Source organism: Tsukamurella pulmonis, from assembly GCF_900103175.1.
Lineage (GTDB): Bacteria > Actinomycetota > Actinomycetes > Mycobacteriales > Mycobacteriaceae > Tsukamurella > Tsukamurella pulmonis.
The window spans coordinates 3,065,635-3,088,432 of the sequence record NZ_FNLF01000002.1 but is presented as its reverse complement, the minus strand read 5'-3'; the positions used below and the strand labels follow the sequence as shown (position 1 = coordinate 3,088,432).

Genomic DNA, 22,798 nt, shown 5'->3' with positions numbered 1-22,798 from the left:
GATGTCCGCATGAGGATCTTCATCCGGACCGCCGCGAGCATCGTCGGCACCCTTGCACTCGTGGCCGCCCTGGCCTCGCTCGGCCTGCACTTCTGGCCGGGGGAGCAGAAGATCGCGGTGGCCGCGGCCGCGATGGTGCCGGTGCTGCTCGTGGCGACGCTCGCGATCGCGCTCGTGTGCCTGCTCTACGCCCGCGCTCTGATCCGGCTGGTGCTCGCCGTCGCGGTGGCCGCCGCCGCGGTGTGGGTGCAGGCGCCGCTGTGGCGCGGCGAGGCGGCGCCCACCGGGGCGACCCTGACGGTGCTGACCGCCAACATCCAACTGGGGCAGGGCGATGCGGGCGAGCTCGCGCGACTCGTGCGCGACAACGAGGTCGACGTCCTCGCGGTCGAGGAGATCACGCCCGAGGCCGCGGCGCGGATCGCCGCCTCGAGCATCGCGGCGGACCTCCCGCACTCGTTCGTGCGTCCGGACCGGCTCGCCTACGGCACGGCCCTCTACAGCCGTCACCCGCTCTCGAGCACGGCGACGGTGCCGGGGTTCGCGCTGACCGCCCTGACCGCGGTCGCGACGGTGCCCGGCCGGGGCGATGTCCAACTGTTCGCGGTGCATCCCGTGCCGCCGCTGGAGCCCGCCGACTGGGCCGACGAGTTGCGCAAGATCGAGGCGCTGCTGCAGGGCGTGCCCGAGCCGCGGCCGGTGATCGCGCTGGGCGACTACAACGCGACCTTCGACCACGTGCAGTTCCGCAGGCTGCTCACGGGCGGCTACCGGGACGCGGGGCAGCTCGCCGGCGCCGGGTTCGCCCCCACCTATCCGACGGACAAGACCTATCCAGCGCTGGTGGGCATCGACCACGTCCTGCTGCGCGGCCTCGGCGCCGCCGAGGTGAGCACGCACGAGATCAGCGGCGCCGACCACCGGGCCGTCCTCGCGCGCGTCGGCTGACGGCGCCGGGCGCCGCCGACTAGGCCGTGCGCAGCTCCAGGCACTGTGCGACGCCGAACATGCGCAGCGTGCGCCGCGCGCCGGCAGGGATCTCGTCGAGCACGTCGGCGGTGGCGACGATGCGGGGGTCGGTCGCCGTGAGGGTCGCACCCTGCCGCAGCAGTTCGACCGTGCCGGCGGCCCGGATGTTGCGGACCCAGTCGGTCTCGGGGCCGTACGGCAGGGCGATGACGAGGGCGCCGCGGTCGGTCGCGAAGGCGTCGACGGGCGTCTCGTAGGCCCGGCCGCTGCGCCGGCCGACGTGCCGGACCACCGTGCGGGTGGAATCGGGCGAATGTGCGTCGTGCACGGCCCGGGGGTTGGTGACGTCCCGGTTGAACCGGCGCACCGCGTCGAGGACCGGGCGGATCCGGAACCGGATGCCGGCGAGGATCACGGCGAGCGCCGCGAGCGGGACGAGCACGAGGGCTCCGACGACGACGGACAGTACGCGCATGACGCCTCCTGGGTTCGGGGTGATCCCAGTCTCGCCGCAGTGGTCCGCCCGCACATCGGGGCGATCCCCGATCCGAGTCAGGACGCGGAGAGGATCTTGATCGCGAAGACGATGGTGTCGCCGGCCTGGATCCGGCCGTCCGGCGTCCCGGTCGGGTAGCCGTCCTCCGGCGCGACGGCGACGCCCACCGAGCTGCCGACCTTCTGGCCGGCGATCGCCTTCTTGAAGCCGGGGATCACCCCGTCGAGCGGGAACGATGCGGGCTTGCCGTCGTCGTAGGTGCTGTCGAAACGATCGCCCGTGCGGCCGTTCACGCCGAGGTAGCAGACCGAGACGCGCGCGGTCTCGGCGACCACGGCACCGTCGCCGGGCGGATCGAAGGCCTGCACCTGGGTCTGCGCCACCGAGAAGGGCTTCTCGACGGCGATCTGCGGCGACGCCGTGTCGGTGGAGCCGGTGACCACGATCGAGCCGGTCTGTCCCGGATGCGTCCAGTCGGGGGCGGTCGCGGTGCCGGGCGCGCCGGTGGGGCACGCGGCCGCCGCCTCGGGCGTGTTGCAGGCGGTGAGCGCCCCGGCGGCGAGGACGGCGGCGACGGTGGCGAGGATCGGTCGGGGAGCGCGCATGACACAAGAACCTACCGCCTCGATGGAGCCGGCCGGCGAACTCCCGGCCGCGGGCCGGCGCATCCTGCGCGCCGGATCGGTAGCGTGTGGCCGTGGGAACGCTTGGGACGGTGGCCGAGATGGTCCGGATCGCCGGGCTCCGCAGGCCCGTGCGCCGCGCGGTCGGCGCCGTGGAGCGGGCGCTGGGCGGTGTGGGCCGCGGCGAGATCATCTACCTGATCGGCGTCGCGGGCCATCCGAACCTGGGCGACGAACTGGTGCTGCGGATCTGGTTGCGCCATCTGGCCCGGGCCCGTCCCACCGCGACGGTCGTCGTGGACGTCGCACACGTGGGGGAGGCGGCGCTGCTGTTCGCGGGCGATCACCCGCGCGCCGTGTTCGTGGACACCCTGTGGCGGCTCGCCCGCGCGGCGGACGAGAACCCCGGCCTCGACGGCACCGGCGCGCAGGACTGGGTGGCGAGCGCCGCGACCGACATGCGGATCGCCCCCGGACTCGCCGAAGGAGTGGACCATCTGCTCCGGGCGTCCAGCATCCACGTCATCGGCGGTGGGTACGTCAACCGGCAATGGCCCCAATGGTTCCCGGTGATCTCCGCGGTCGCCGCCGTCGCGCGGCGCACCGGCGCACCCGCGTACGCGACGGGGCTCGGCCTGCTGCCGCTCCCCGACGGTGAGGCACTCGTCCGGTTCCGCGCGGACGCGGCGGCCTTCGCGGTGTTCGACGTGCGGGACCGGCCCTCGTACGAGGCGCTGCAGGGCGTTCCCGGCGCCTCGTTCACCGGCGACGACGTGTGGCTCGGTCTCGGCGCCGCCGCCGGCCGCAGCGGAGCTCGTCGTGGGCCGCGTGAATCCGGGCGGCACGACGAGGTGGTGCTGTGCATGCAGGAGGACCTCGCCGAGGACTTCGCCCGCGACGGCCGCACCGGCGCCCCGGCGCTGGCCGCCCTGGTGCGCGAACTCCTCGACGCCTGGGACGTCCCCGGCGAGCGCGTCACCGTCGTCGAAGGGATCCCCGGCCACGACTACACCGTCCCGAAGCTGTTGGGGGAGCGGATCGCCGGTGCGCGGATCATCCCGTTCCTCGACGTCTGGCGCGACGGCCTGCCCGTCGGCGACGGGCGCACGTGGATCAGCTCGCGGTTCCATCCGCACCTGCTGGCCGCCGCGGCGGGCGACAGCGGCGTCGCGGTGGTGCCCAAGCGGGACTACTACGGCGTCAAGCACGGCTCACTGGTGGAGTTCGGTTCGCGGTGGACCGTCGTCGGCGACGACTCGCCGCTCCCCGCCCGGCCCGTCGCGGGCGGCTTCCCGGAGGCGGACCGTCGGGAGAACATCGCGCGCAAGACCGCGCTGGCGGCGCGGCTGTACCCCCGGGGCTGAACCCGCGCGGGCTAGGCCGGGTCCGGGCGCGCCGAGCTGCGACCGAGATCCTCGGCGTCGTGCCGGCGGCTCGTGTCCGCGGTGGGGATGACGAGCACCTCGCCGTCGGGGAGCGTCGTGCTCACCCGCGGGCGCGCCGGGCCGGAACCCGCGCCGGACCGATCCACCACGTCGTTGCCCTTGAGCTTCGTCTCGAACATCCTCGCCTCCTCGTCTCCACCGACGATACGCCCGAGGAAGCGGGCGCAGTGCCGGCGAACGGGACCGGCCCCGCACCGTCGAGAAGACGGTGCGGGGCCGGAACGCCTGCGGGCTACGACTCACACGTCGTAGTAGAGCTCGAACTCGTACGGGTGCGGACGGAGGTTCACCGGGGCGATCTCCACGTCGCGCTTGTACTGGATCCAGGTCTCGATGAGGTCCTCGGTGAACACGCCACCGGCGGTGAGGTACTCGTGGTCCTCCTCGAGGCGGTCGATGACCGCCGGGAGCGAGGTCGGGGCCTGCGGGATGCCCTTGGCCTCCTCGGGCGGCAGCTCGTAGAGGTCCTTGTCGACGGGGGCGTGCGGCTCGATCTTGTTCTTCACGCCGTCCAGGCCGGCCATCATCATGGCGGCGAAGGCCAGGTACGGGTTGCCCGAGGAATCGGGGCAGCGGAACTCGATGCGCTTGGCCTTCGGGTTGTTGCCCGTGATCGGGATGCGCACACAGGCCGAACGGTTGCGCTGGCTGTACACCAGGTTGATCGGGGCCTCGTAGCCCGGCACCAGGCGCTTGTACGAGTTGATCGTCGGGTTGGTGAAGGCGAGCAGCGACGGCGCGTGGTGCAGGATGCCGCCGATGTAGTAGCGCGCGATGTCCGACAGACCGCCGTAGCCGGCCTCGTCGTAGAACAGCGGCTTGCCGTCCTTCCACAGCGACTGGTGGGCGTGCATGCCCGAGCCGTTGTCACCGAAGAGCGGCTTCGGCATGAACGTGACGGTCTTGCCCTCCTGCCACGCGGTGTTCTTGACGATGTACTTGAACAGCTGGACGTCGTCGGCCGCGTGCAGCAGCGTGTCGAACTTGTAGTTGATCTCGGCCTGGCCGCCGGTGCCCACCTCGTGGTGGCCGCGCTCGAGCGTGAAGCCGGCGTTCTTGAGGTTGGTGGAGATCTTGTCGCGCAGATCCACGTAGTGGTCGTACGGCGCGACGGGGAAGTAGCCGCCCTTGTTGCGGACCTTGTAGCCGCGGTTGGGGGAGCCGTCCTCCTCGATCGGGCGGCCGGTGTTCCAGGAGCCCGAGATCGAGTCGACCTCGTAGAAGGAGCCGTTGATCGACGAGTCGTAGGAGACCGAATCGAAGATGTAGAACTCGGCCTCGGCACCGAAGAAGCAGGTGTCGGCGATACCGGTGCTGAGCAGGTACTCCTCGGCCTTGCGCGCGATGTTGCGGGGGTCGCGGCTGTAGGCCTCGCGGGTGAACGGGTCGTGCACGAAGAACGAGATGTTCATGGTCTTCGCGGCGCGGAAGGGATCGATGCGCGCCGTGGTGACGTCGGGCAGCAGCATCATGTCGGACTCGTCGATCGACTGGAAGCCGCGGATCGACGAACCGTCGAACGCCAGGCCGTCCTCGAAGACGCTCTCGTCGAAGGCCTCGGCGGGGATGCTGAAGTGCTGCATCGTGCCGGGCAGATCGCAGAAGCGGATGTCGACGTACTCGACATTCTCCTTCTTCAGGTAGTCGAGAAGTTCCTCTTTGGTAGTGAACACCTGTTACTTGCTCCTTCGTCGTCCGGCGGTGACGTTCACGGTCGTACCGTTCGCACCACCACCGAGGTTACGAGAATGAACGTTATGGACGAGGTGTTGCCCGAGAACTAACGCAATGTTTCATCGGTGTTACACATCCAGGGCCGTCCGTCAGGGCCGCCGGATCGCGTGCCACGTACCCTGAGGGCATGCGTCGAGAAACGGGATCATGGCTCTCCGGTGCCTCCGCGGCACTGCCCGAGGGCGCCCACAGCGAGTACCGGGGCCAGGCCCTCGGCCTGCCGCGGGACGGTGTCGGTTCGGCCGCCGGATCGGGCCGGCGCGTGCTGGCCCTGTTCCTGGACTGGGTGCCGTCGGCGCTCATCGCCGTCGCGATCGTGGGTCCGAGCCGCGTCTTCGGTGGCGAGCCCACCGCTTTCGACACGCTCGCGCTGGGCATCTGGTTCGCCGTGGGTGTGCTCTCGGTGACGCTGTTCGGGTTCACGCCGGGCCAGTACTTCGCGGGCCTGCGGGTCGCGCGGATCGAGAACTCGCAGATGCGGGTGGGCATCGTCCGCGCGCTGGCCCGCAACCTGCTCATCATCTTCATCGTGCCGCCGCTCATCCAGGACGTCGACGGTCGCGGCATGCAGGACCGCGCCACCGGCACGATGGTCCTCAGGGCCCGGTAGGAACAAAGAACTCGGGGCCCGCCGTAGCGGGCCCCGAGTTCTTCGATCAGTTCGATCCGGTCTTGCGCCGGACGGTGCGCTGCACGCTGCGCATCTTCGCGCCCTGCGGCAGCGGGCCGCGCGGCATCTGCGCGCCGCCGGTGCGCGTGGAGAGCGCTGCGAGGCGGCCCTCCAACTCATCGATCTTCTTGCCGTTGATGTTCGACGGGAGCTTGTTCAGGGAACGCTGCAGCTTGCGCAGCGGCACCTGGCCCTCGTCGTTGCCGACGGTGAACTCGTAGATCGGCGTCTGGCCCACGACGCGGGCCGTCTTCTTCTTCTCCTGCGCGAGCAGGCCCTTGATCCGGCCCTCGTTGCCCTCGGCGACGAGGATCACGCCGGGCTTGCCGATGACGCGGTGCACCGCGTCGGCGTGCGTGGTGCGCGCGACGGCCTGCGTCACGCGCCACGAGCCGCGCATGTTCTCGAGCGCCCAGCCGGCCGCGCCGACCTGGCCCTCGTTCTTGGTGTAGACGCTGCGCTCGAGGCGGCGGGTGAAGACGATGAACGCGCCCAGCGCGCCGAGCAGCACACCGAGGATGAGGAACATCCACCACGGCTGCCCGAGGAGCACGCCGAGGCCGATCGACAGCACGATCGCGACGACGAACACGCCGGCCATGATCGGTACCAGCGCCTTGTCTTCCTTGCGCTGCATCTGGAACGCCTGCCACATCTGCTTGCGGCGTTCCTTCGAAGCGGCCTTGCGGGCCCGCTTCGCCTCGGCCTTCTGCGCCTTGAGCTTGTCGGCCGCTGCCTTGTCCTGTGCCATGTCCCCTAGCTTAATGTGCGATTACTTCGTGCCGAACGCCTACTTGGCGGCGGCGGCCATGCGGCTGAGCACCGAGGTGGCCTCCTGGGCGGCGTCGCCCTCGGCCGTCAAGTGCGCCATGTTCTCCGGGATCGGACGACCGTGGTGCGCCATCGCCTTGGCGTAGAGCTTTCCGGCGCGGTACGACGAGCGGACCAGCGGACCGGCCATCACGCCGGCGAAGCCCATCTCCTCGGCCGCCTGCGTGTGCTCGACGAACTCCTCGGGCTTGACCCAGCGCTCCACGGGGTGGTGCCGCGGCGACGGGCGCAGGTACTGCGTGATGGTGATGATGTCGCAGCCCGCGTCGTGCAGGTCGCGCATCGCCTCCGTGACCTCCTCGGGGGTCTCACCCATGCCGAGGATGAGATTCGACTTGGTGACCAGGCCGAAGTCGCGGGCCTGGCGGATCACGTCGAGAGAGCGCTCGTACCGGAAGGCGGGGCGGATCCGCTTGAAGATGCGCGGCACCGTCTCCAGGTTGTGGGCCAGCACCTCGGGGCGCGACTCGAAGACCTCGGCCAGCAGCTCGGGCTTGGCGTGGAAGTCGGGGATCAGGTTCTCGACGCCCGTGTTCGGGTTCAGCGCGTGGATCTGGCGCACCGTCTCGGCGTAGAGCCACACGCCCTCGTCGGGCAGGTCGTCGCGCGCGACGCCGGTGATGGTGGAGTAGCGCAGGCCCATCGCCTGCACCGACTCGGCCACGCGGCGCGGCTCGTCCCGGTCCAGCTCCGCCGGCTTGCCCGTGTCGATCTGGCAGAAGTCGCACCGCCGCGTGCACTGCTCGCCGCCGATGAGGAAGGTGGCCTCGCGGTCCTCCCAGCACTCGTAGATGTTGGGGCAGCCCGCCTCTTCGCACACCGTGTGCAGGCCCTCACGCTTGACGAGGCCCTTGAGCTCGGTGAATTCAGGGCCCATCTTCGCGCGCGTGCGGATCCAGTTCGGCTTGCGCTCGATCGGGGTCTGTGCGTTACGGACCTCGAGGCGGAGTAGCTTGCGGGGGTTCTCCGGGGTACTCACCCGATCCATGCTACGCCCGCGTCCGCGACCCGACGGTGTCGCGGGTCACGCCCGGTGGGCGCCGTTGATTCGATCATCTAATCTGGCTCCGACAGGAGGTACGGCGATGACGCAGGGGAGGACCCCGTGGGGCACGTTCGTCGTGCTCTACCTGGTGTTCTTCCTCATGGGCGCCGAGATGAACCTCGTCGCGCCGCTACTGCCGGACATCGCCCGCGCCTTCGGCGCGTCCACCGGCGCCGCGGGGAACGTCGTCACCGCCTACGTGCTCTGCTACGCCGTCACGGGCCCGCTCTTCGGGCGGCTCTCGGACCGGCTGCCGCGCCGTCACGCGATCGCCACCGGGATGGCGGTCTTCGCCGTCGCCGACGTACTGAGCTACCTGGCGCCGTCGCTGGCGCTCCTCGTGGCGGCCCGCGCCCTCTCGGGGCTCGGCGCGGCGCTCGGCGCCCCGTCGATCTGGGCCTACCTCGCCGAGTACGCCGCCCCCGCGCAACGGGGCCGCGCCGTCTCCCTGGGCGCGGCCGCCTACGCGGGCGGCCAGGTCCTGGGCGTGCCGCTCGGCGCGCTGCTCGCGACGGGGCTGGGCTGGCGCGCGCCCTACCTGCTGATCGGCGTCCCGATGCTGGTGGTGGCCGTCGTCATGGCCCGGCGGCTGCCCTCGGCGGGCGCGGCGCCGGCGAGCGCGCACCGCGGCGGCCTGTTCGCGCCGTGGCGCGACCGCCGGATCGCGCTGGCCTTCACGTCCTCGCTCCTGCTGCAGGCGGGACGGCTGGGCGCCTACACCTACGTGGGCGTGCTGCTCTCGCACCGCTTCGGGTACGGGCTGACCACCCTGGGGCTGGTGGGCCTCGTGGTGGGGATCGGCTCGATGGCCGGCTCGGTCGGCACGGGGGTCCTCGTCGACCGGCTCGCCCGCCGCGGCGTGCACCCGGCGTGGGTGCCGGCCGGCGCGGCGCTCGTGGTGGCCGCGGGCGTCGCGGTGGCCGCCACCGCCACCGTCCCGGCCGTCGTCATCGCGGCCGTCGCGGTGTGGTGCGCCGGCGGTGGAGCGTTCTTCTCCGCGCAGCAGACCTACCTGTCCTCCGTCGACCCCGACAACCGCGCCGCGGTGCTCGGCTGGAACAACGCCTGCACCAACGCGGGGATCGCGGCGGGCACGGCCACGCTCGGGACGCTCGTGGTGGGCGGGCCCTGGTTCGCGGCGACGGCCACCGCGTTCGCGCTGGCCGCCGCGCTCCTCTGCTTCGCTTCGGTGCGGCTGCGTCCGGTCAGGGCTTCGACGGCCACCACACCCGGTCTCCCAGTGCGGTGATCGCCGCGGGCACGAAGACCGTCCGTACCACGACGATGTCGAGCAGCAGGCCGATGCCGATCGTCGAACCGATCTGCAGCAGGTTGATCACGCTGCCGCTCATGAGCGCGAACATGGTGATCGCGAAGACCAGCCCGGCCGTGGTGATCACGCTGCCCGTGGTGCCGAACGCGCGGAGCACGCCGCGCACCGTCGAGCCTCCGGCGGCCTCCTCCCGGATGCGGTCGGCGAAGAGCATGCTGTAGTCGGCGCCCACCGCGACCAGGGCCATGAACGAGATCGGCAGCACCGACCAGTCGACGGGGATCCCCAGGCCGTGCTGCCAGAGCAGCACCGACGCGCCCGCGGCGGCCGCGAAGGACAGCACCACGGTGGTGACCATGAGCAGCGACGCGATCACGGCCCGGAGCAGCACCAGCAGCACCAGGAAGACGCCGATCACCGCGACCAGGCCGAAGAGCAGGAAGTCGCGCAGCACCTGCTCGCGCATCTGCGCCGAGATCGACGCCAGCCCGAATCCGTCCATCGTCGCGGGTTCGAGCACCGTGCCCTTCGCCGCGGCCCGCGCGGCGTCGGGGATCGACGCGGCGGTGTTGAGGGCCTCGTCCGAGTACGGATTGATGCCCCACACCACGAGCATGCGGGCGGACTTGCCGTCGGGAGACATGAGCACGCGCGCGCCGTCGACGAACCGGTCCGACTGCAGGCCCTGCGCGGGGAGGTAGAAGCCCCGCCCGGGACCGTCGGCGGTGCCGGCGCTCAGCCCGGTCAGGTAGTCGGTCGCGGTGCCGAGCCCGTCCTGCAGCCGGCCCGTCATCTCCACCACCTGATCAGTACCGGTCTTGACCTGTCCCAGGCCGGTGCTCAGCTGCGTCAGGCCGGTGGAGAGCTGGGCGACACCGGCGTTGAGCTCCGCGAGCTGTGCCTTGAGCTGCGCGGGGCTCAGCCCGTCGAGGCCGGCGAGCAGCCCCTGCAGACGGGCCAGTGCGTCGTCGGCCTGCGTGAGGGCGGCGCTCGCCCGGTCGGTCGTGCCCGCGGGGAGCGGGACCACGGCGGTGGCCGCGCGCACCGCCGTCGAGGCGGAACCGCCCGTCGCCCGGTCCAGTTGGGCGAAGGCGTCGTGCGCGGCGCGGCAGTTCGCATCGGCGGCGCACGTGGGGGAGATGGGCCCCACCAGCGGCCCGAAGACGGTGCTGACGCCTGCGGTAGCCGCGGACTGCTGGCGCTGGGCGGTGCGCACAGCATCCGCCGCGACGGTGAGCGTGGTGACGGCGCTGCGCAGCAGGCGGGTGGCGTCGTCGACGTCGACGGTGCCGCCGCTCGCCGTGGCGAGGGCCTGCTGCGCCGAGGTGAGCGCGTCGAGCACGCCGGAGGCGAGCCCGGTGACCCGCTGCGTTCCGGCGACCAGCTCGGGCACGCGGCGCGACGCCTCGTTCGCGCCCGCGTTGAGCTGATCGACGCCGGAGGCGAGCGCCTTGAGCTGCGGCGAGGCCTCCTTGAGCTGGCGGTTCGCGTCGCCGAGCCCGTTGGCGACCTGCTGCGTCTGGTACCCGACGGCCGACTCGGGGATCGGCTTCCCGTCGGGCCGGGTGATCGATCGGACGTAGGCGACCTGGGGCAGATTGCCCACGCCGATGGCGATGGCCTCGAGCGCCGCGAGGTCGTGGGTGTTGCGCATGTCGTGGTCGGCGCGGATGAGGAGGAACTCGGGAACCGCCTCGTTGACTCCCCAGTGTTCCTGCACCGTCTCGTAGCCGTTGCGGGAGTCGGTGGCGCGCAGCTGCATCCGGTTCTCGTCGAACCCGATCACCATGCTCGGCAGCACGGCCGCGGCGGCGAGCAGCACGACGAGTGCGGCCGCCGAGAGCGGCACCGCGCGCCGCATGACCCGCGCGCCGGTGCGGCGCCAGCGCTTCTCGGTGCCGGGCCGGGGCTCGACCCAGCCCCGGGCGCCCAGGTAGCGCAGCAGCGCGGGCGGCAGGGTCAGCGCGATGAGGCAGGTGACGATGATCGAGATCGTGGTGGGCAGGCCGGCGGTGACGAAGATGCCCACCTTGCAGAAGATCATGGCGCCGCTGGCGACGGCGATGGTCAGCGCCGAGGCCGCGATGATCCGGCCGACGCGCGTCGACGCGGCGACGGCGGCCTCGTCGCTCGGAACACCCGCCCGGCGGGCCTCGTGGAAGCCGGCGACGGCGAAGATCGCGTAGTCCGTGGCCGCGCCGAGCACCATCGCGGTCATGATCGCGATGGAGAAGTTGGACACCGGGATCACCTCGTGCTCGCCGAGCAGCGAGACGATGGGCCGCGCGACGGCCAGCGAGAGGCCGATGGTCAGCAGCGGCACCAGCGCCGCGCCGATGGACCGGTAGGTCACCAGCAGCAGCGCCATGATGAGCACCACGGACACGGCGGTGATCACCAACAGCGAGGAGTCGATCGCCGTGAACAGGTCCGAGAGCGTGGGCGCGGTGCCGGTGAACTCGACGGTGGTGCCGGCCGGTGCGGGGATCGAGCGGATGGTCTCGCGGATCGCTTCGGTGCTCGATTGCGCCCGGGTCGAGCCGATGTCGCCGACCTCCGCGACGAGCAGGTTGATCGCCTTGCCGTCGGGGCTCAGGCCCACCTCGCGTGCGGCCGGCTTGCCGAACGTGTCGATCACGTAGGCGACGTGCTCCTCGTCGGCCTCCAACGCCGCGGTGAGGGCGCGGTAGTACTGCTCCTGCTCGGGGCCGATCCTCCCCTCGGCGGCGACGATGACGTTGCCCTGCGCCGTGGACGACGGGGTGCCGAACTCCTCGGCCATGGCGCGCAGCCCGTCGACGCCGGGCAGGTCGCCCGGGATGAACGGCGCCGAGTGCTTGTGCACCGTCTGCTCGAGCTGCGGCACCGCGACGTTGAGCACGCCGGCCAGCGCCACCCAGAACAGCAGGATCCAGGCCGCGTAGCGCACGCACAGCCGGCCGAGTCGGGTGAAGAAGGGCGGCTTCGCCGCGGAATTACTCTGGACGTCGATCACGGTTGCCTTCCGGTCCGCCGGGAGCACCGGCCGTGGTCCAAAAATCGAACTGGACTGATAGGTGTGAACCGTATCTCTATCGCCGAGGTTCGACTAGGGCATCCTGGTGTGGGTTCCGACGCACAACGTGAGGGGGAGTGACGTGGGTCACAACGAGAACGACGTCGAACGCCCGCTACCGGGGCGTCCCGTCCGTGGTTCCGATACCGGACGGCCGATGATGGCCGCGCTCGACCTGTTCGGCCGGCGCTGGGCACTGCGGATCGTGTGGGAGCTGCGATTCGGGAAGTCGCGCTTCTCGGACCTGCGCAACCACATCGAGGGCATCTCGTCGAGCACGCTCTCGCAGCGCCTCTCCGAGCTGACCGCGGCGCACATCGTCACGCAGAGCGCCGACGGCGCCTACCGCCTGAGCTACCAGGGCAAGGCGCTGCTCATCGCGCTCGGACCGCTCGAGCTGTGGGCGAAGACGTGGGCCAAGGCGGTCCGGGACGACAGTGGGGAGGGATCGGCCGATCAGGCGTGACCGGCAGCGTGCAGATCCTCGTCGGTGACGGGCAGGTCGCCGTCGAGCGCGCGCTGCACGGCGTCGACGACGGCGTCGCGGACCTCGCCGACGGTGACGTCGCGGCCGAGCTCCGCGCTCAGCGTCGTCACGCCGGCGTCGGGGATGCCGCACGGGATGATCGCGTCGAAGCCGCCGAGAGTGTTGTCGCAGTTGAGGGCGAAGCCGTGCAGGGTGACGCCGCGCGCCACGCGGATGCCGATCGCACCCACCTTGCGCTCCGGGCGCGCACCGTCGGCGGGGAACCAGACGCCCGAGCGGCCCTCGACCCGCCCGACCGACAGGCCCAGGCCGCGACACACCTCGATCAGCGCCTGCTCGATCCGGCGCACGTAGTCCACCACGTCCATCGCCGAGCCGAGCTTGACGATCGGGTAGCCGACGAGCTGGCCGGGGCCGTGCCAGGTGATCTTGCCGCCCCGGTCGACATCGATGACGGTGCTGCCATCGGTCGGCAGGTCCTCCGGCTGGGTGCGCTTGCCCGCCGTGAACGTGGGCGGGTGCTCGAGGAGGAGCAGGCGATCGCCGACGGTGCCGTCGGCGCGCTGGTTCGCGAGGTCGTGCTGGAGGTCGAAGGCCTCCTGGTAGCCGATGGTGCCGAGGTCCTCGACCACGATCGGTGCGGAATCGGCGCGGGCGGAGCGTGCGGGCATGCGCTCGACGCTACGCCTCGTCCGCCATCGCCGCGGCGAGTGCGGCGGGAAGTGTGGTGTGCACGAACCGGAATCCGCTCTCCTGCAGCACGCGCGGGACGGCGCGCTGGGAGGTGAGCAGGCCCTCATCGGCGATCTCCCCGACGGCGGCGCGCAGCGCGAAGCGCGGCACCACCCACCGCGCGGGGCGGCTCACCTCGCGGCCCAGCGCCTCGCTGAAGGCCTGCTGCCGCACCGGCGTCGGCGCGACGAGATTGACGGGCCCGGCGACCGAGCCCGCGAACGCGCCGTCCAGGACGTGCAGCACGGCCCGCGCGGCGTCGTCGCGGGAGATCCACGACATCCACTGGTGGCCGCTGCCGAGCCGGCCGCCCAGACCGAGCCGGTACACCCGGCGCAGGACGGGGAGCAGGCCGCCCGCGGCGGACAGGACGTGCCCGAAGCGCAGGTGCGCGACGGTGGCTCCGGCGGTGCTCGCGGGTGCGGCGGCCGCCTCCCACTCCGTGCACAGAGTCGCGAGGAAGCCGGCACCCGGGGGCGTTCCCTGCGGGCCGTCGACGCACGCGCTCTCGCCGGCGTCGCCGTACACGCCGACGGCGCTGGCGCCCAGGAGGACCGGGACGCCCCCGCGGGCGGCGGCTTCGGCGAGCGCGGCCGCGGGCTCGATGCGGGAGTCGCGCAGGTCCTGCTTCACCGCGCCGGTCCAGCGGCGGCCGGCGATGGGGGAGCCGTTGAGTGCGATCACCGCGTCGAAGCCGGCGAGGTCGGGGACCTCGCCCCGCGCGGGATTCCAGGGGAGCCCCCGCGCGGAATCGCCCCGAACGAGCGGAACGACGGTGTCGCCCCGCCGCGTCAGTGCTCGCGACACCGCAGTGCCGATGAGCCCCGACGATCCGGCGAGGGCGACCCGTCGTTCCATGTGATCGGGTGGTTTCCGGTGCTAGAGGCCCAGATCCGCCTCGAACGCGCCTTCCTCGAGACGGTGCTTGACCGTGGTGAGGAAGCGACCCGCGTCGGCACCGTCGATGAGGCGGTGATCGTAGGTCAGCGGGAGGAAGGCCATCGGGTGGATGCCGATGGACTCCGTGCCCGCGGCGTCCGTCACCACGACCGGGCGCTTGACGATCGCGCCGGTGCCCAGCATCGCCGCCTGCGGCGGGACCAGGATCGGCGTGTCGAACAGGGCGCCCTCGCTGCCGATGTTGGTGATGGTGAAAGTGCCGCCCGAGAGCTCGTCGGGCTTGAGGCCGTTGTTGCGGGTGCGCTCTGCGAGATCGGCGATGGCGCGCGCGAGGCCGGCCAGCGACAGGTCGTCGGCGTTCTTGATGACCGGCGAGAGCAGGCCCTGCGGGGTGTCGACGGCGATGCCGAGGTTCACCCCACCGTGGTAGGTGATCTCCTTGAAGTCATCGCTGATCGACGCGTTGACGTTCGGGTGCACCTTGAGCGCCTCGATGGCCGCCTTGGCGATGAACGGCAGGAACGTCAGGTTCACGCCCTCGTTGGCCTTGAAGGAGGCCTTCGCCTGCGCCCGGAGCGCGACGATCTTGCTGAAGTCGACCTCGAAGACCTGGGTGAGCTGCGCCGCGTTCTGCAGCGAGTCCCGGGTGACCCGCGCGGTGATCTGGCGGATGCGGTTGGTCTTCTGCGTGGTGCCGCGCAGCGCCTCCAGCTCGGGGCGTGCGCCCTTGGGGGCCGACGGTGCCGCCGGCGCGGCCGCAGCGGGGGCCGAGGCCGGGGCCGCGGCGGGTGCCTTGGCCGCCTCGGCGGCGGCGAGCACGTCCTGCTTGCGGATGCGGCCACCGACGCCGGTGCCCTTGACCGAGTTCAGGTCGACGTTGTTCTCCGCGGCCAGCTTGCGCACGAGCGGCGTGACGTACGGCGTCGACTCCGAGGACGAGGCGGCGGCGGGGGCCGCGGGCGCGGCCGGTGCGGCGGCGGGAGCAGGTGCGGCCGCAGCCGGGGCGGGCGCGGGGGCCGGCTCGGGCTCGGGTGCCGGGGTGGGCTCCGGCTCGGGTGCCGGGGTGGGCTCGGGAGCCGGGGCCGGCGCGGCGGGGGCGGACGCGGCCGCGGGGGCGCCGGAGCCGACGACGGCGAGCACGCCACCGACGGCGATCACGTCGTCCTCGTTCGCCTTGATCTCGAGCAGCGTGCCCGCGACCGGCGACGGGATCTCCGTATCGACCTTGTCGGTGGAGACCTCGAGCAGCGGCTCGTCGACGGCGATCTCGTCGCCGACGCTCTTGAGCCACCGGGTGACGGTGCCCTCGGTGACGGACTCGCCCAGCTCGGGCATCGTCACCTCGGTGCCCGACGCGGGCGCCGAAGGAGCAGCGGGCGCGGCGGGCTCGGCCGGGGCGGCGGACTCGGCCGGAGCGGAGGCGGCGGGGGCGGGCTCGGGCTCGGGTGCCGGGGCGGCCTCGGCGGCGGGAGCGGGGGCGGACTCCGCGGGGGCGGACTCGCCGGCCTCGCCGATGGTGGCGAGGTCGCCGCCGACCTCGACGACGTCGTCCTCCTGCGCCAGGATCTTCAGCAGCACACCGGATGCCGGAGCGGGGATCTCGGTGTCGACCTTGTCGGTGGAGACCTCGAGCAGGGGCTCGTCGACGGTGATCGTGTCGCCCTCCTGCTTGAGCCACCGGGTGACGGTGCCTTCGGTGACGCTCTCGCCGAGTGCCGGCATCTGGACGGAGAAGGCCATTTCCTCTGACTCCTCAGGTTCGGTTATCTGCTGTGATACGAGCTGAACGCGGGTTTCGGCTGGTGGCCTCCACCGACACCTGACCCTACCCTCCGGTGCGGGGTCCGCGCGGCGGTTGGGGGCCTACTCGCCGGTAACTCCCAGGGTGCGGGACGTCAGCCCCGCTGCGCGATGTCGCGGAGCACCGCGAGCATCGTGCGGACCGGGACGCCCGTACCACCCTTGGTGATGTAGCCGTAGGGGCCGCCGGTGTGGAAGGCGGGCCCCGCGACGTCGACGTGGGCCCACTGCACCCCGTCGGTCACGAACTCCTTGAGGTACACGCCGGCGGTGAGCATCCCGCCCCAGCGGTTCGGGCTCACGTTCGCCAGATCCGCGACGCGCGAATTGATGTCGGCGCGCAGCTCCTCGGGGAAGGGCATGGCCCAGCCGTTCTCGCCGACCGACCGCGAGAGTTCCGCGACGCGGTCGCGGAAGTCGTCGGTGCCCATGACGCCCGGCGTGCGGGTTCCCAGCGCCACCATCTGCGCGCCCGTGAGCGTCGCCGTGTCGATCAGGTAGTCGGGCTCGTCCTCGCAGGCGCGCACGATGGCGTCGGCCAGGATCAGGCGGCCCTCGGCGTCGGTGTTGATCACCTCGACGGTGATGCCGCCCTTGCCGGTGCCCGGGTACTGGGTGAGCACGTCGCCGGGGCGCTGCGCGGTGGACGAGGGCATGTTCTCGGCCATGGGGACGGTCGCGGTCACGTCGACCGGGAGGCCGAGCTGCGCCGCCAGGATCACGGTCGCGATGACCGCCGCGGCGCCGCCCATGTCGGAGGTCATCTGCTCCATGCCCGCGGCCGGCTTGATGGAGATGCCGCCGGTGTCGAAGGTGATGCCCTTGCCGACCAGCGCCACGTGCTTGGCACCGTCGACCCCGGAGAGGTGGCGCAGGCGCACGAGGCGCGGCGGGCGCGAGCTGCCCTTGCCGACGCCGATGATGCCGCCGTAGCCGTTCGAGTCGAGGTACTCCTCGTCGAAGACCTCGACCTCGAGGCCCGCCTCGGTGCCGAGCCGCTGCGCGCGCTCGGCGAACTCGCCGGGGGAGAGGACGTTCGGCGGGGTGTTGACGAAGTCGCGGGCGAGCGCGACCGCGGCGGCCGTCAGCCGGGCCTGCTCGACGGTGCCGCGCGCCTCGTCCGCCAGCGCCTCCGAGGCGGGCGAGGAGAGCAGGGCGAGGGCGCCCAGCGTGGTCTTCGTCGGTGCGGAGGTCGTGCGGAACTCGGCGTAGCGGTACGCGCCGAGGAAGGCACCCTCGACGGTGGCCGCCAGATCGATCGACGACAGTGTGGTGGCCGCGCCGGCCACGCCCTCGAGCGTGCGCGCCGCGACACCGGCGGCGCGGCGCACGCCCTCCGCCGTCACCTTCTCCTGCGCGCCGAGACCGACGCCGAGGATCGTGGTCGCGCCGAGACCCGCGCCGGCGGGGGTGGGAACGCGCACCGCTTCGCCGGCCTTGCCCTCGGCGCCGAGCAGCGCGAGCGCCTCGACGATCGGTGCGCGCGCGGCCTCCGGCACGCCGCCGTCGAGGGTGATCGACGCACCGTCGCCCTCCGCGGAGTACACGCCCACGATCAGCGCGTCGGTCGTCGCGCCCAGATCGTCGGTCAGCGTGAAGGCGGGTCCGGTGAACGGCGTGCTCAAGGGGTTTCCTCTCGTCGGGGCGGCGGGTGTGCTTGCCTTGTCGGATGGTACGCCTGGGACATCCGAGCGGGCCGCCGCCCGGGGACGACGAGCGCGCGGCCGCCCTGCCCGCGCCCGTCGTGGCCCATCTCCTGGAGAGCCTGTCCCGCGCAGGGCACCCGGTGGCCGACTGGGCCGCGCGCTCCGGATTCTCCTGCGACGAAGCGTCTGCGGACCTGCGCCTCCCGTTCGTGCACGTGCTGCGGTTCCTGACGGAGGTGGTGCGCGCGCTGCCGGAGCGCCCCCTCGGGTTGGAGGCCGGCGGTCGGCCGCTCCTGCAGTCCTTCGGCATGCTCGGGGTGGCGATCCAGACCGCGCCCGACGTCCGGGGTGCGGTGGCCGCCGGGCTGCAGTTCCACCGGGCCGCCGGAAGCCTCGTCGACTTCGCCGTGCACGAGGACGCCGAGACGATCCGTCTCACGCTGGTACCGCGTTCACCCGACCCGGCACTGCTTCCGTTCCTGTGCGAGGAGACGATGCTCAGCGTCACGACGCTGCTCCGCTCCGCCCTCGTCGACGAGGGGTTCGCGCCCGCCGCGCTCGACCTGCCGTACCCCGCGCCGTCGTACGCGGCACTGTACGAGCGGTCCTTCGGATGCGTCGTGCGCTTCGAGGCGCCCGCGGCCCGGATGACCGTTCCCCGGGGCGTGCTCGACACGCCGTTGCCGCGCCGCGAACCGGCGGTGCACGCCGCCGCGCTCGCGGCGTGCCGCGCCGTCGACGGCACCGCCGCGCAGGCGCGCGAACTGGACCACGTCTGGGCCGTCGAGCGCCTGCTGCTGGCGGAACTGCACCGCCCCTGCACCATGGCCGGCATCGCCCGGGCGCTCAACACCACCGAGCGCACGTTGCGCCGCAACCTCGCCGATGCGGGCGAGTCCTTCCGCGCGATCCACGCCCGGGTCCGCCGGGACCGGGCCGAGCACCTGTTGCGCACCACGGACCTGCCGCTGCGCGCGGTGGCGCAGGCGGTCGGCTTCGCGGACACCCGCGACTTCCGGCGGGCGTTCGCCGGGTGGACCGGCCGGACCCCCGGTGAGGTCCGGACGGACGCGGGCCGCGGCGGCGGGGCGATCGCGGACGACCCGGGGGGATCTGCGGTCACGGCGCGCTGAAGTGGGCACTGCGCACGTACGATCGGTGCCCATGACGGGGAACGGCACGGGCGAGAGCGCGACTGGCGCGGACGAACTGGATCTGGCGGCGCCGCCGGCATCGGCGGACCGGCGCTGGGAGATCGATCCCGCGTCGTACTGGGCGGGCATCGACGCCGCCGTGCACGGACTGGACGCTCCGATCCTGGCGGCCGATCTCGACGCGCTCCGGCACAACGCGGCCGACATGCTCCGTCGTGCCGCGGGCAAGCCCATTCGGGTCGCCTCCAAGTCGATCCGCTCCCGGCCCGTGCTCGACGCGCTGTTGCGCGTGCCGGGCTACGCGGGCGTCCTCGCCTACGACGTGGCGGAGGCGCACTGGCTCGCGGCGGACGGCGTCGATCACCGCGGCGAGGTCCGCCCCGGCTGCACCGATGTGCTCGTCGCGTACCCGAGCGCGGACCTCGCCGCGATCGCGGCCCTGGCGGCGGACCCGTCGGCCGCGATGCGCGTGACGCTGATGATCGACGACGCCGAGCAACTGGACCTGATCGACGCCGCGGTCCCGCCGAGCCGCCGCCCCGAAGTGCGGGTGTGCATCGACGTCGACGCCTCGTTCCACGCGCCGGCGCTGGGCGCGATCGGCGCACGCAGGTCGCCGGTGCGCACCCGGGAGCAGGCCTCCGTGCTTGCTGCGACGGTGGCGGGGCGCAAGGGATTCCGCCTCGTGGGCGTGATGACCTACGACGCCCAGATCGCCGGGGTGGGCGATCTGAGCATCCGACGCCCGGGCGCCGGCGCGCTGCTGCGCACCATGCAGCGCGCCTCGTGGGACGAGCTCGTCGCGCGCCGCAGCGAGATCCTCACGGACCTGCGCCGGATCGCCGATCTCGAGTTCGTCAACGGCGGCGGCACCGGCTCGCTCGAGCGCAACGCCGAGGACCCGAACGTGACCGACATCGCCGCGGGCAGCGGCCTCTTCGGCCCGCACCTGTTCGACGGGTACTCGCACTTCCGGCCCGCGCCCGCGATGGGCTTCGGCCTGGCGGTGGTGCGGCGCCCCGACCCGAAGACGGTGACCTGCCACGGCGGCGGCTGGATCGCCTCCGGCGCCGCGGGCGCCGATCGGCTGCCGCGGCCCGTGTGGCCCGAGGGGCTCGCACTCGTCGGACGCGAGGGGGCGGGCGAGGTGCAGACCCCCGTCACCGGGGAGGGCGCCGCGCTGATCTCGCTCGGCGACCGGATCTGGTTCCGGCACACCAAGGCCGGAGAGCCGGCCGAACATGCGGACGATCTGGTGATCGTGTACGACGGTGCCGTGCACGGCACGCTGCCGACCTATCGAGGCGAGGGGAAGTGCTTCCTGTGAACAAGTGGATTCCGGGGTTGGATCAGTTGACGGGGAAGGTCGGGGAGTGGCGCAACTGGGGCCGCACGGCCTCCGCCTTCCCGTCGTACGTCTCCCGGCCGGGCAGCATCGAGGACGTGGTGCGCACCGTCGAGCGGGCGCGCGAGCGCGGCGGCACGGTCAAGGCCGTCGGTGCCGGGCACTCCTTCACGGCGATCGCCGCGCCGCGCGACGTGGCGCTCGCCCCGGATCACCAGGGCGGGCTCGTCACCGTCGACGTCGCGGCCAAGCGGGTCACGCTGCGCGCCGGGACGCACCTGCACGAGGTGCCCGCCCTGCTGGAGCCCTACGGCCTCGCCATGGCGAACCTCGGCGACATCGACCGGCAGACCGTCGCCGGCGCCATCTCCACCGGCACCCACGGCACCGGCCTCGCCTTCGGGGGCATCGCCACCCAGGTCGTCGGTGCCACCCTGGTCTCCGGGACCGGGGAGGTGGTCACCGTCGGCGAGAACGACCCGCGCCTGCAGGCCGTCGCCCTCGGGCTCGGCGCGCTCGGGATCCTCGTCGAGGTGACCCTGCAGTGCGTCGATCGGTTCGTGCTCGAGGCCACCGAGGCTCCGCTGTCGCTGGCGGAGACGGTGGACGGCTTCGACGAGCGCGTGCGCGGCGTGGACCACTTCGAGTTCTTCTGGTTTCCCGGCTCCGATCGCACGCTCACCAAATCCCAGATCCGGCGCCCGGGCGACTACAAGCGCAAGCCGATCGGCACCGTGCGGCGGTTCGTCGACGACACCGTCGTGGGCACCGGCGCGCTGCTCGCCGTGTGCGAGGTGGGGCGCGCGGTCCCCGCGCTGACGCCGCGGCTGGTCTCGCTCGCCACGTCGATGCTCTCGGAGCACACCGAGACCGACTACTCGGCGAACGTGCTCACCACCGAGCGCGCGGTGCGCTTCCGGGAGACGGAATGGGCTGTGCCGCTGGAGAACACCATGGCCGCGTTCGGTGAACTCAAGGCCGCCACCGACAAGCGCGACTGGAACCTCACCTTCCCGATCGAGGTCCGCGTCGCCGCGGCCGACGACCTGATGCTCTCGACCGCCTCGGGCCGGCAGAGCGGGTACATCGCCGCGCACCGGTACGTGCGCGATGCGCCCAGCGACTACTTCGACGAGGTCGAGCGGATCATGATCGAACACGGCGGGCGCCCGCACTGGGGCAAGATGCACACCCGCACCGCCGAGTTCTTCCGTACCGCGTACCCGCGGTTCGACGAGTTCCTGGCCGTGCGCGACGAACTCGACCCGGACCGCGTCTTCGCCAACGACCACCTGGACGCCGTGCTCGGTCGCTGACTCGTGCATGATTGCCCGCCATGAAGACATTCGGCTGGACGCCGACCACTGACGGTGCGGGCGTGGTGGGGCCCGGCGAGCGGCTGAGCTGGCCCAAGACGCTGGGCATCGGCGTGCAGCACGTCGTGGCGATGTTCGGCTCGACGTTCCTCGTGCCCGTGCTCACCGGCTTCCCGCCGGCCACCACGTTGCTGTTCTCGGGCGTGGGCACCCTGCTGTTCCTGCTCATCACCGGGAACCGGCTGCCCAGTTACCTGGGCTCGAGCTTCGCGATCATCTCGCCGATCACCGCGGCGACGGCCTCGCAGTCGATGGGGTCGGCGCTGGGCGGGATCGTCGCGGTGGGCGCGCTGCTGATCCTGGTCGGCGGGGTGGTGCACCTCGTGGGCACCGAGTGGATCGAGAAGCTGATGCCGCCCGTCGTGACGGGCGCGATCGTCGCGCTGATCGGCCTCAACCTGGCCCCGGCCGCCAAGGCGAACTACGAGAAGGCGGCCGTGACGGCCACCGTCACCCTGGTCTGCCTCATCCTGTCCCTCGCCCTGTTCAAGGGGATGCTCGGCCGGCTCGCGATCTTCACCTCCGTGCTCATCGGCTACGTGGTCGCGTCCGTCCGGGGCGAGGTGGACACCTCGCGGATCGCCGCGGCCCCGTGGATCGGCTTCCCGGAGTTCCACGCCCCGTCGTTCTCTTGGGCCGTGCTGCCGATGTTCCTGCCCGTGGTCCTGGTGCTGGTGGCGGAGAACGTCGGCCACGTGCGCTCCGTGGCCCAGATGACGGGGGAGGACTACGACCCCGTGATGGGCCGGGCGATCGCCGCGGACGGGGTGGCGACGGTGCTCGCGGGCGCGGGCGGCGGCTCGGCGACCACGACCTACGCGGAGAACATCGGCGTGATGGCGGCGACCCGCGTCTACTCGACCGCCGCGTACTGGGTCGCGGGCGTGGCGGCGATCCTGCTCGGCCTCTCGCCGAAGGTGGGCGCGGTGATCGCGTCGATCCCGCCCGGCGTCCTGGGCGGCATCACGACGGCCCTCTACGGCCTCGTCGGCATTCTCGGCGTACGGATCTGGGTGCAGGCCCGCGTGGACTTCTCGCAGCCGATCAATCAGCTGACCGCGGCGGTCCCGCTCATCATCGGCATCGCCGATTTCACCTGGTCGCTCGGCGACGTCACCTTCACCGGCATCGCCCTCGGTTCGGTCGCCGCGATCGTCATCTATCAGGGGATGCGCCTGTTGGGGCGGTCCGGCAGCGCGGCCCTGGACTAGAGTGCC

The 22,798-nt window shown here is 72.3% G+C and carries 20 protein-coding genes; 9 read left to right on the top strand and 11 right to left on the bottom strand.

Annotated elements, in window-relative coordinates:
* The first annotated feature begins 9 nt into the window (after positions 1–9).
* On the top strand, positions 10–948 hold the full coding sequence (locus BLQ62_RS15095) for an endonuclease/exonuclease/phosphatase family protein (protein WP_068568747.1): 939 nt from the start codon (positions 10–12) through the stop codon (positions 946–948).
* 19 nt (positions 949–967) lie between these two features.
* On the opposite strand, the gene BLQ62_RS15090 is transcribed toward BLQ62_RS15095, so the two are convergent.
* Both BLQ62_RS15090 and BLQ62_RS15085 read right to left on the bottom strand, forming a co-directional pair.
* Positions 968–1,444 (bottom strand): nitroreductase family deazaflavin-dependent oxidoreductase, encoded by a 477-nt coding sequence (locus BLQ62_RS15090; protein ID WP_068530118.1) that lies wholly within the window; start codon positions 1,442–1,444, stop codon positions 968–970.
* Between the two features lie 77 nt (positions 1,445–1,521).
* Positions 1,522–2,070 (bottom strand): FKBP-type peptidyl-prolyl cis-trans isomerase, encoded by a 549-nt coding sequence (locus BLQ62_RS15085; protein WP_068568745.1) that lies wholly within the window; start codon positions 2,068–2,070, stop codon positions 1,522–1,524.
* A gap of 92 nt (positions 2,071–2,162) precedes the next feature.
* Between BLQ62_RS15085 and BLQ62_RS15080 the strand changes: the two genes are divergently transcribed.
* Positions 2,163–3,452: a polysaccharide pyruvyl transferase family protein gene (locus BLQ62_RS15080; RefSeq protein WP_231857752.1), complete on the top strand. Its 1,290-nt coding sequence runs from the start codon at positions 2,163–2,165 to the stop codon at positions 3,450–3,452.
* 11 nt (positions 3,453–3,463) lie between these two features.
* On the opposite strand, the gene BLQ62_RS15075 is transcribed toward BLQ62_RS15080, so the two are convergent.
* Positions 3,464–3,652 (bottom strand): hypothetical protein, encoded by a 189-nt coding sequence (locus BLQ62_RS15075; RefSeq protein ID WP_068530124.1) that lies wholly within the window; start codon positions 3,650–3,652, stop codon positions 3,464–3,466.
* A gap of 120 nt (positions 3,653–3,772) precedes the next feature.
* Positions 3,773–5,206: a type I glutamate--ammonia ligase gene (gene glnA / locus BLQ62_RS15070; RefSeq protein WP_068530127.1), complete on the bottom strand. Its 1,434-nt coding sequence runs from the start codon at positions 5,204–5,206 to the stop codon at positions 3,773–3,775.
* A gap of 188 nt (positions 5,207–5,394) precedes the next feature.
* On the opposite strand from glnA, the gene BLQ62_RS15065 reads away from it, so the two are divergent.
* Positions 5,395–5,877 carry an RDD family protein gene (locus tag BLQ62_RS15065; protein WP_068530128.1) on the top strand — a complete coding sequence of 161 codons (483 nt, stop codon included), beginning with the start codon at positions 5,395–5,397 and terminating at the stop codon, positions 5,875–5,877.
* A 46-nt stretch (positions 5,878–5,923) separates the two neighbouring features.
* Here BLQ62_RS15065 and BLQ62_RS15060 read toward each other — a convergent pair whose 3' ends face one another.
* A complete protein-coding gene (locus tag BLQ62_RS15060; RefSeq protein WP_068530129.1) occupies positions 5,924–6,688 on the bottom strand; it encodes a DUF4191 domain-containing protein in 765 nt (254 codons plus the stop codon).
* A 39-nt stretch (positions 6,689–6,727) separates the two neighbouring features.
* Positions 6,728–7,756, bottom strand: coding sequence for a lipoyl synthase (gene lipA, locus BLQ62_RS15055; protein WP_068568743.1), 1,029 nt, complete (start codon positions 7,754–7,756; stop codon positions 6,728–6,730).
* A 97-nt stretch (positions 7,757–7,853) separates the two neighbouring features.
* On the opposite strand from lipA, the gene BLQ62_RS15050 reads away from it, so the two are divergent.
* A complete protein-coding gene (locus BLQ62_RS15050) occupies positions 7,854–9,062 on the top strand; it encodes an MFS transporter (RefSeq protein ID WP_068568741.1) in 1,209 nt (402 codons plus the stop codon).
* On the opposite strand, the gene BLQ62_RS15045 is transcribed toward BLQ62_RS15050, so the two are convergent.
* Positions 9,019–12,081: an MMPL family transporter gene (locus BLQ62_RS15045; protein WP_231857751.1), complete on the bottom strand. Its 3,063-nt coding sequence runs from the start codon at positions 12,079–12,081 to the stop codon at positions 9,019–9,021. The genes BLQ62_RS15050 and BLQ62_RS15045 overlap by 44 nt on opposite strands.
* Before the next feature lie 142 nt (positions 12,082–12,223).
* On the opposite strand from BLQ62_RS15045, the gene BLQ62_RS15040 reads away from it, so the two are divergent.
* Positions 12,224–12,607, top strand: a complete 384-nt coding sequence (locus BLQ62_RS15040; protein ID WP_231857750.1) for a winged helix-turn-helix transcriptional regulator — start codon at positions 12,224–12,226, stop codon at positions 12,605–12,607.
* On the opposite strand, the gene lipB is transcribed toward BLQ62_RS15040, so the two are convergent.
* From lipB to BLQ62_RS15020, 4 genes are all read right to left on the bottom strand, one after another.
* The gene (lipB, locus tag BLQ62_RS15035; RefSeq protein ID WP_068530132.1) at positions 12,598–13,299 is read right to left on the bottom strand and encodes a lipoyl(octanoyl) transferase LipB; all 702 of its coding nucleotides are present in this window, start codon (positions 13,297–13,299) and stop codon (positions 12,598–12,600) included. The genes BLQ62_RS15040 and lipB overlap by 10 nt on opposite strands.
* Before the next feature lie 10 nt (positions 13,300–13,309).
* Positions 13,310–14,218, bottom strand: a complete 909-nt coding sequence (locus BLQ62_RS15030; RefSeq protein WP_068568739.1) for a TIGR01777 family oxidoreductase — start codon at positions 14,216–14,218, stop codon at positions 13,310–13,312.
* 21 nt (positions 14,219–14,239) lie between these two features.
* Positions 14,240–16,000 (bottom strand): 2-oxoglutarate dehydrogenase, E2 component, dihydrolipoamide succinyltransferase, encoded by a 1,761-nt coding sequence (sucB, locus tag BLQ62_RS15025; RefSeq protein ID WP_068568737.1) that lies wholly within the window; start codon positions 15,998–16,000, stop codon positions 14,240–14,242.
* A 155-nt stretch (positions 16,001–16,155) separates the two neighbouring features.
* The gene (locus tag BLQ62_RS15020) at positions 16,156–17,685 is read right to left on the bottom strand and encodes a leucyl aminopeptidase (protein ID WP_068568735.1); all 1,530 of its coding nucleotides are present in this window, start codon (positions 17,683–17,685) and stop codon (positions 16,156–16,158) included.
* Positions 17,686–17,729: 44 nt separating this feature from the next.
* Here BLQ62_RS15020 and BLQ62_RS15015 point away from each other — a divergent pair, with 44 nt between their 5' ends.
* From BLQ62_RS15015 to BLQ62_RS15000, 4 genes are read left to right on the top strand one after another with little or no spacing between them, the layout of a single operon-like run.
* Complete coding sequence (locus BLQ62_RS15015) at positions 17,730–18,839, top strand: AraC family transcriptional regulator (protein ID WP_068568733.1); 1,110 nt, start codon at positions 17,730–17,732, stop codon at positions 18,837–18,839.
* 31 nt (positions 18,840–18,870) lie between these two features.
* Entirely contained in the window at positions 18,871–20,187 is a 1,317-nt protein-coding gene (locus BLQ62_RS15010) for an alanine racemase (protein ID WP_115391338.1), read from the top strand.
* Positions 20,184–21,521: a D-arabinono-1,4-lactone oxidase gene (locus tag BLQ62_RS15005; protein ID WP_082756930.1), complete on the top strand. Its 1,338-nt coding sequence runs from the start codon at positions 20,184–20,186 to the stop codon at positions 21,519–21,521. The genes BLQ62_RS15010 and BLQ62_RS15005 overlap by 4 nt, the downstream gene beginning before the upstream one ends.
* Positions 21,522–21,541: 20 nt before the next feature.
* On the top strand, positions 21,542–22,792 hold the full coding sequence (locus BLQ62_RS15000; RefSeq protein ID WP_068530140.1) for a uracil-xanthine permease family protein: 1,251 nt from the start codon (positions 21,542–21,544) through the stop codon (positions 22,790–22,792).
* Positions 22,793–22,798 lie beyond the last annotated feature (6 nt).